Origin of the sequence: Phenylobacterium aquaticum, assembly GCF_947378715.1 — a bacterium.
GTDB lineage: Bacteria > Pseudomonadota > Alphaproteobacteria > Caulobacterales > Caulobacteraceae > Phenylobacterium > Phenylobacterium aquaticum_A.
On sequence record NZ_CANCLE010000163.1, the window covers coordinates 1 to 8,587 of the forward strand.

General features: G+C 67.5%; 6 protein-coding genes. 3 read left to right on the plus strand and 3 right to left on the minus strand.

Annotated features, from left to right (window positions below):
* The first annotated feature begins 104 nt into the window (after window positions 1-104).
* Both ettA and Q7P21_RS17165 read left to right on the plus strand, forming a co-directional pair.
* Window positions 105-1,772: an energy-dependent translational throttle protein EttA gene (gene ettA / locus Q7P21_RS17160; RefSeq protein WP_304178065.1), complete on the plus strand. Its 1,668-nt coding sequence runs from the start codon at window positions 105-107 to the stop codon at window positions 1,770-1,772.
* A gap of 252 nt (window positions 1,773-2,024) precedes the next feature.
* Window positions 2,025-3,794, plus strand: a complete 1,770-nt coding sequence (locus Q7P21_RS17165; RefSeq protein WP_304164124.1) for a calcium-binding protein — start codon at window positions 2,025-2,027, stop codon at window positions 3,792-3,794.
* A 16-nt stretch (window positions 3,795-3,810) separates the two neighbouring features.
* Here the strand turns inward: Q7P21_RS17165 and Q7P21_RS17170 are convergent, their stop codons facing one another.
* Window positions 3,811-5,334 (minus strand): aldehyde dehydrogenase family protein, encoded by a 1,524-nt coding sequence (locus Q7P21_RS17170; protein ID WP_304178067.1) that lies wholly within the window; start codon window positions 5,332-5,334, stop codon window positions 3,811-3,813.
* A 41-nt stretch (window positions 5,335-5,375) separates the two neighbouring features.
* Entirely contained in the window at window positions 5,376-6,491 is a 1,116-nt protein-coding gene (locus Q7P21_RS17175) for a saccharopine dehydrogenase family protein (RefSeq protein ID WP_304178069.1), read from the minus strand.
* A 95-nt stretch (window positions 6,492-6,586) separates the two neighbouring features.
* Here Q7P21_RS17175 and Q7P21_RS17180 point away from each other — a divergent pair, with 95 nt between their 5' ends.
* On the plus strand, window positions 6,587-7,039 hold the full coding sequence (locus tag Q7P21_RS17180; RefSeq protein ID WP_304178071.1) for an Lrp/AsnC family transcriptional regulator: 453 nt from the start codon (window positions 6,587-6,589) through the stop codon (window positions 7,037-7,039).
* Here the strand turns inward: Q7P21_RS17180 and Q7P21_RS17185 are convergent.
* Window positions 7,011-8,264 (minus strand): MFS transporter, encoded by a 1,254-nt coding sequence (locus Q7P21_RS17185; protein ID WP_304172109.1) that lies wholly within the window; start codon window positions 8,262-8,264, stop codon window positions 7,011-7,013. The genes Q7P21_RS17180 and Q7P21_RS17185 overlap by 29 nt on opposite strands.
* Window positions 8,265-8,587: the final 323 nt, after the last annotated feature.

The following is an 8,587-nucleotide window of genomic DNA, read 5'->3' on the forward strand; positions in this document are numbered from 1 at the left end:
TTCCAGACGCGGCCCTGGCGTACGGCCCGTTGCCCTCGCGCTCTTGGACGGCTATCTGAGCGGCCAACTCCCCGCCCTAGCTTTTCGAGACGATCGAGCCCCCCATGGCAGCCCAATATATTTTCCAGATGCAGGGCCTGACCAAGGCCTACCCCGGCGGCAAGAAGGTGTTCGAGAACATCTGGCTGTCCTTCTATCCGGACGCCAAGATCGGCGTGGTCGGGGTCAACGGCTCGGGCAAGTCGACCCTCTTGAAGATCATCGCTGGGGTGGACAAGGAGTTCAGCGGCGAGGCCAAGGCCGCCGACGGCGTGAAGATGGGCTATCTGGAGCAGGAGCCCCACCTCGATCCCGACCTCAATGTCTGGGAGAACGCCATCGCCTGGTGCGATGAGAAGAAGATCTTCGACCGCTACAACGCCATCGCCGTCGAGCTGGGCGAAAACTACACCGACGAGCTCATGGAGGAGATGACCGCCCTCCAGGAGAAGATCGACGCCGGCGATCTCTGGGACATCGACAGCCGCATCGAGATGGCCATGGGCGCCCTGCGCTGCCCGCCGGACGACTGGAAAGTCGACAATCTGTCGGGCGGCGAGCGCCGCCGGATCGCGCTGGCCCGCCTGCTGCTGTCCAAGCCCGACATGCTGCTGCTGGACGAGCCCACCAACCACCTGGACGCCGAGAGCGTCGCCTGGCTGCAGCATCACCTGGAAGTCTTCCCGGGCTGCGTGATCCTCGTCACCCACGACCGCTACTTCCTGGATCAGGTGACCAAGTGGACGCTGGAGCTCGATCGCGGCAAGGGCATCCCCTACGAGGGAAACTATTCCGGCTGGCTGGAACAGAAGACCAAGCGGATCGTGCAGGAGAACTCGGAGTCCGACGCCCGCCAGCGCGCCATGACCCGCGAACTGGAGTGGGTCCGCTCCGGCGCCAAGGCCCGCCAGGCCAAGTCCAAGGCCCGCCTGGCCGCCTATGACGAGATGGTCCGCGAACAGGAACAGGCCCGGGGGGCCCAGACCTTCGCCACCATCCAGATCCCGCCGGGCCCACGCCTGGGCAGCGTGGTGCTGGAGGCCGACAACCTCTCCAAGTCCTATGGCGACAAGGTGCTGTTCGAGAACCTGTCCTTCAAGCTGCCGCCCAACGGCATCGTCGGCGTGATCGGCCCCAACGGCGCCGGCAAGTCGACCCTGTTCCGGATCATCACCGGCCAGGAACAGCCCGACGGCGGGACCTTCCGCCTGGGCGAGACCGTGAAGCTCTCCTATGTGGACCAGAGCCGCGACGCGCTGGATCCCGCCAAGACCATCTGGCAGGAGGTCTCGCAAGGCCTCGACATCCTCACGGTCGGCAAGCGCGAGATCAACACGCGCTCCTATGTGGGCTCGTTCAACTTCAAGGGCGGCGACCAGCAGAAGAAGGTCGGCCAGCTGTCCGGTGGGGAGCGCAACCGCGTCCACCTGGCCAAGACCCTGACCACCGGCGGCAATGTCATCCTGCTCGATGAGCCGACCAACGACCTGGACATCGAGACCCTGCAGAACCTGGAGGAGGCGCTGGACGAGTTCGCCGGCTGCGCCGTGGTCATCTCCCACGACCGCTGGTTCCTGGACCGCCTGGCCACCCACATCCTGGCCTTCGAGGGCGACAGCCACGTCGAGTGGTTCGAGGGCAACTTCGAAGCCTATGAGGAAGACAAGAAGCGCCGCCTGGGCGCCGACAGCCTGATCCCGCACCGGATCAAGTTCCACAAGTTCACGCGGTAAGCGGGGCGGTCGCGGCCCCTGGCCATCGTCGAGATAGCAAGATTGCGCAAACTGCCGTGTCGCCTCGGCGGGCGGCAGGGTCGCGCCCATGTCTCAGGACCTTCAGTTGGGTCTTGACGGCTCCAACCGTTTCAATCTCAAATTGTACCGCTCCGCTTACGGGCCGTCGAAATTGTAGCTGCACGGGCTGTCGCGCGGGCGACCGGCCCCTCGGGAGGACTGCGCGTGGGGCGTCAATATACCCTTCGTAACATGCAGGACTGGGTCTTCGATCCCCAGCATGACAAAGCCTACATGACGACGACCGACGGCGACCTGTACGCCTTCGACCTCGGGTCTGGCGCTCTGACAGACCTCGCACATCTGGGCGGAACCCTATCCGCGATCGATATCTCGCCGGACGGAAATAGCCTGCTGATTGGCGACCAGCAGTACTCGGCGCTGCCGCAACCCGCGGGAAGTCTCACCGGCGCGAACCTAGACAGCATCTATCTTGTATCTTTGGACGATCTTTCGACCAAGACGCTGACGTTCAAGACGGAGTGGCAGTATGAAGTGGGCGTGAGCGACCTGGCCTTCATCGGCCAAAACGCCGCTCTTGTGACAACACGGTTTGCAGGCTCTGGGCGGGTCCCGCTGCGACAGTTCGATCCTTTCGCCAGCCCTTTTTCAACAAGCGAAATCTCGTATGTCGGTCAGAAGTTCACGGTAAACCAGAGCACATCACTCATTCCCTCTGAAGATCGGCACTATGTGCTAATGCTTTGGGGAAATCAGAGCGATGCGCCTATGTCATTGTTTGATGCGCAGACCGATAAGATTGCGGCATTTGGCAGTATGGTTGATCTCGGAAGCAATGGGACATTCAATGTAGGTCGCGCTGATCTGAACGAGGCTTCTGGACTGGGTGTAAACGACACCTACACCGATCTCAGAGTCTTCGATTTTTCATTTAAGCTCGTAAAGGATCTTTCGAACCTTCAGTCGGCGGGCCGAATTGTCGGTGTGAAATTCAATGACGGCGGCCACCAGCTTCTTCTGTGGGACGCCGTGTCTGACACCGTCCGCGTGTTCGACACCCACAGCTGGACCGAGGTGGGAGATCTTCAGGTCAGCACGGTCGTTCAGGGAGCGGACCTGTTGGGGAATTGGGGGAAGATGCTGATTGGCGATCATGGCCGTCAGCTCCTCTTGGAAACTCCAACAGGATTTGAGGTGATCGATCTCGCCGCCAATCTCAAGCTCAACGTCCAAGCAAACGAAACTGGCGACAACCTCTATGGTGCGATTGGATCGGACACGCTCACAGGCGGGCGTGGTGTCGATCTGCTGGACGGAGGGGCCGGCAATGATGTCCTGAATGGCGGCGGCGGTCACGATTCGCTGCTCGGTGGTGACGGCGCGGATACAATCTCCGGGGGCAGTGACGGGGCCATCGCCTATGGCGGAAGTGGGGATGACTCAATCAGCGTCGCTGGCGGAACAACCTATCTGCGCGGCGATGAGGGTAACGATTCCATCTCCGGAGGCTCGGGCTTCGACGACATCAACGGCAACGCCGGCAATGACACCGCCCATGGCAACGCCGGTGACGACTGGGTGGTCGGCGGCAAGGACAATGACGTCCTCTATGGCGACGCCGGCAATGACATCGTCTACGGCAACCTCGGCGACGACACGATCTCAGGCGGCGACGGCGCCGATTGGGTGCGGGGCGGCCAGGGCAATGACAGCGTCTCGGGCGGGGCCGGCGACGACCTGATCTATGGCGACCGGGGCAATGACACCATCAGCGGCGGGGCCGGGGCCGATGTGTTCCGATCCTTCTCCGGCGCCGGCATAGACCGGGTGATCGACTTCTCCGCCGCAGAGGGCGACCACGTCCAGCTCGATCCCGGCACGACCTACACCCTGTCCCAGGTCGGCGCTGACACCGTGGTCGACATGGGCCATGGGGACCAGATGATCCTGGTCGGCGTCACGCTCTCGACCCTGCCGGCCGGATGGATCGGGGTGGGCTGAGCCCACCCGCATTCCGTCAGATGTCGAACTTGACGCCCTGGGCCAGGGGCAGGGCGGAGGAGTAGTTCACCGTGTTGGTGGCGCGGCGCATATAGGCGCGCCAGGCGTCGGAACCGGACTCGCGGCCGCCGCCGGTCTCCTTTTCGCCGCCGAACGCCCCGCCGATCTCGGCGCCCGAGGGGCCGATGTTCACATTGGCGATGCCGCAGTCCGAGCCCTGGGCCGAGATGAACAGCTCGGTCTCGCGGAGATCCGTGGAGAAGATCGAAGAGGCCAAACCGGCGGCCGTGGCGTTCTGCAAGGCGATGGCCTCGGCGAGGTCCTTGTAGCGGACCACATAGAGGATGGGGGCGAAGGTCTCGCGCAGCATCGGGCCGGACTGGGAGGGCATCTCCACCAGGGCGGGGCGCACATAGACGCCGTCGCGCTCGACGCGCTGGCCGCCATGGACCACGCCGCCAGCCGTTTCGGCTTCCTTCAGGGCGGCCTGCATGCCGGCGAAGGCGGCCTCGTCGATCAGCGGGCCGACCAGGGTCCCCGCCTCGCGCGGATCACCCACGGCGACCGAGGCGTAGGCGGCCTTCAGCCGGGTGACCAGGGTGTCGGCGATGCTCTCGTGGACGAACAGCCGGCGCAGGGTGGTGCAGCGCTGGCCGGCGGTGCCCATGGCCGAGAAGGCCACGCCGCGCACGGTCAGCTCCAGGTCGGCGGAGGGGGCGACGATGGCGGCGTTGTTGCCGCCCAGTTCCAGTATGGCCCGGGCGAAGCGCTCCGCCAGGACCGGGGCGACGGCGCGGCCCATGCGGGTGGAGCCGGTGGCGGAGACGAGCGCGACCTTGGGATGGGCCACCAGGGCGGCGCCGATATCAGCCTGGCCCTGCAGCACGGCCGACAGATTGGCGGGGGCGTCGCCGAAGCGGGCGAGCGCCTTCTCGAACACCGCCTGGACGGCGAGCGCGGTCAGCGGGGTCTTTTCGGAGGGCTTCCAGACCACAGGATCGCCGCAGACCAGGGCGAGCGCTGCGTTCCAGCACCAGACGGCGACCGGGAAATTGAAGGCCGAGATGATCCCGCAGACGCCGAGCGGATGCCAGGTCTCCATCATCCGGTGGCCGGGACGCTCGGTGGCGATGGTCAGGCCATGCAGCTGGCGCGACAGGCCGACGGCGAAGTCGCAGATGTCGATCATCTCCTGGACCTCGCCCAGGCCCTCGGAGGTCACCTTGCCGGCCTCAAGCGCGACGAGGCGGCCGAGGTCGTCCTTGGCGGCGCGCAGCTCTTCGCCGAACAGGCGGATCAACTCGCCGCGGCGCGGCGCGGGAACATTGCGCCAGGTCAGGAAGGCGGTGTGCGCGGCCTCAATGGCCGCGTCGGCCTCGGCCTTGGTGTTGGCGCGCAGGGCGGCGACCAGGCTCCCGTCGATCGGCGAGCGGGCCTCAACGCCTCGGCCCTCATGGCGGGCGAGGTCGACGCCCAGCCGGGCGAGGGTGGCCAGGGCGTCATCGCGCGGCGCGGGCAGGGGACGGACATGGGCGTTCATGGGGACTCTCCTCGGGCGAGGCTTATACGCGCGGACGCGGCTCAGGCCACCTGGGCCAGCGTCGGGGTGCGCACCGGCTCGCCCTGGGCATAGGCGCGGCCGAAGCGGTTGGCGAGGAAGTCGGAAAGCGCGATCTCTTCCTGGCGGACATAGCCCTGTTGCGGCAGGCGGCCCTGGGCCAGGAGGTCGAGCACGGTGCAGATGCCGGCCGCCGTGGTCACCTGGATGGCGCTCCAGAAGCCCCGGCCGTGATGCTCGCCGATCACCCGGCCGGCATAGCTCTCCTGCATCAGCCGGCCATTGCGCCAGCCCGAGGCGGTGACGAAGAACACCACCACGTCCTGCTCGGTGCCGGGGACCGCGCCTTCCAGCACGTCCTTCAACAGGTCGCGGCGCGCGCGCAGGTTCAGGTCGTTGAGCAAGGTGCGCATCAGGGCGCAGTGGCCGGGATAGCGGACCGACTTGTAGTTCAGGTTCCTGGCCTTGCCAGCCAGCACCTCGGCCAGGCTGCCCAAGCCGCCGGAGGTGTTGAAGGCCTCATAGGTCACGCCGTCGAGGCTGAAGGTCTCAAGCCCTTCGAGGGCCGGCAGCTCGCGCAGCTCGCCCTCGACCAGGGCCTCGCAGGGCTCGCAATATTCGTTGATCACGCCCTCGGTCGACCAGGTCAGATTGTAGCCCAGGCTGTTGGAGGGATAGCGCGGCAGGGCGCCGACCCTAAGCCGCAACTCCTCGACGCCGTCGAAACCCCGGGCCAGCTCGGCGCCGGCGATGGAGATGAAGCCGGGCGCCAGGCCGCATTGGGGAATGAAGGCGCCCTTAGCGGTTTCGGCCAGGGCCTTGACCTTGCGGGTGGTGGCGACGTCCTCGGTCAGGTCCAGATAGTGGCAGCCGACCCGGGCGGCGGCCTCGGCCACCTTGCCGGTCAGGTGGAAGGGCGCGGCGCTCAAGACGGCGAAGGCGCCGGCCAGGATCGCGTCGAGGTCGGCGGCGTCGGTGATGTCCGCCACGCGAGGGGTGACGCCGGCCAGGTTCGCCACCGCGCGCAGGGCCTCGGCGGAGCGGTCGATGACCGTGACCGCATAGTCGCCGGTCTCCGCCAGCATCTGGGCGATCACGCCGCCGATCTTGCCGCCGCCCACCACCACGATATCGCGCATGATCCGTCTCCCCGATGAATTCGGTTGACCTTGGGGCTTTTGGCGGTCGATTTGAACAGTCAGACTGACCAGATCGCCCAATGAGGCTAAGCAATATGCCAAGTCCAACCGCCGAAATGGCTCTGGATGCCCGCGATCAGGCGCTGATCCGCCTGCTGGAGGCCGACTCCCGCCTGCCGACCGCGACGCTTGCCCGCCGGCTGGGCCTGTCGCGGACCACGGTCCAGGCGCGGATCGACAAGCTGGTGGCGGCGGGCGTGATCGCCGGCTTCACCATCCGCCTGGGCGACGACCTGGCCGGCCGCCGGGTGCGCGGCCATGTGCTGGTCACCGCCGCCCCCAAGGCCGCCCGTCACATCGAGGCGACCTTGCGGGCCATGCCCCAGGTCGAGGCCCTGCACTCGGTCTCCGGCCCCTTCGACATGATCGTCCTGGTCGCCGCCGCCTCGATCGAGGAACTGGACCAGGTGCTGGACGAGATCGGCCTGATCGAGGGGGTGGAGCGGACCACCTCCTCGATCATCCTGTCGACGCGGATCCGGCGCTGATCTCGCCCACCTTGCGGATCGGCGACAGGACGGCGATCAGCGGGATCAGCAGGAAGCCGATGGCCGCGCCGAGGATGGCGGCCCGGGGTCCTATGGCGCCGCCCAGCCAGCCGCCGCCCAGGGCGCCGACGATCCCCAGCCCCCCGGCCGAGGCCTGGAAGGCGCCGGACACCCGGCCCAGCACGGCTTGCGGCAACAGGGCCTGGCGCAGGCTGATCATCAGGAGGTTGGCCGAGACCCCGAAGGCGTCGCCGGTGATCTGGGTGGCGATCATCACCACCGTCGCCCCGACGCGGTCGGTGGGGGCCAGAGAGATAGCCATGGCCGAGAGGCTGGCGCCAGTGATCGAGACGATGATCGCCGGCCCTGCGCCGATACGCTTCGCCAGCCAGGGCCCGAGACCCGCGCCTAGCAGGGCGCCAGCCCCGCCACAGGCGATGGCCAGGCCCAGCACCGTCGTCGGCAGGTGCAGGGTCTTGAGCGCGAACAGGATGTAGAGGGCCGAGAACACCCCGCCGAACAGCCCCTGGACCAGGCCCATCAGCAACAGGGCGCGGACCCGGGGCTCCGCCCAGGCCAGGCTGAGCCCCTGGGTGACCTCGGCCGTCCAGTGGGCCGGGGGCTCGGGCTCGGGGGCGGGCTCATGGCGGCGGATCAGCGACAGGAATCCGGCCGAGGCGAGATAGGTCCCGGCGTTGACCGCGAGCGCGAAGGGTGCGCTGAGCACCTGGAACAGCAGGCCGGCCAGGGCGGGGCCGCCGATCTCGGCCAGGGACTCGGTGGTGGCCAGCCGGGAATTGCCCTCCACCAGCCGGTCGGGGCCGACCACCCCGGGCAGATAGGCGTGGCTGGCCATGTCGAACACCACGCTGCAACTGGCGACCAGGCCGCCGACCAGGAACACCTGGGCGATCGACAGCTGGCCCAGGGCGGCGGCCAGGGGAATGGAGATCAGCACCAGGGCGCGGGCCAGGTCGGCGGCGATCAGCACGGGCCGGCGCGCGCGGCGATCGACGAAGCCGCCGGCGCTGAGGCCCACCACCAGGGCCGCGCCATTGGCGATGGCGGCCAGCACGCCGAGCGAGGCCGGGGCGGCGGAAAGCGTGGTCACCGCCAGGATCGGCAAGCCCTCGCGGGTGATGCGGGCGCCGAAGCTGGACACGGCCTGGGCCGCCCACAGCCGGGCGAAATCGGGATCGCGCCACAGGGCGCGGGGGGAGGTCATGGAAGAGGTCCGTCGTGGGGGCCGGGCTCACGCGGAGCCACACATCCCTCGGCCGCTGGCCGAGGGGATCGACGGTGAGCTCATGTCATCGCCGCCCGCCGCAGCTCACCTGGGGGCCAGGGAGCCAGGGCGGGGACGGGGAGTCAAGGCGCCTACTTCGCCACGAACGGCTTGGGCCGGCGCGAACCGCCCTGGCGTTCGAACATCCAGCCCGGATATTCGGAGGGCAGGGCGCTGACCGCGTCGAGCTTGGCGACCTCCTCGGCGGTCAGCTCCAGGCCGGTGGCGGCCAGGTTGTCGTCCAGCTGCTCGACGGTCTTGGC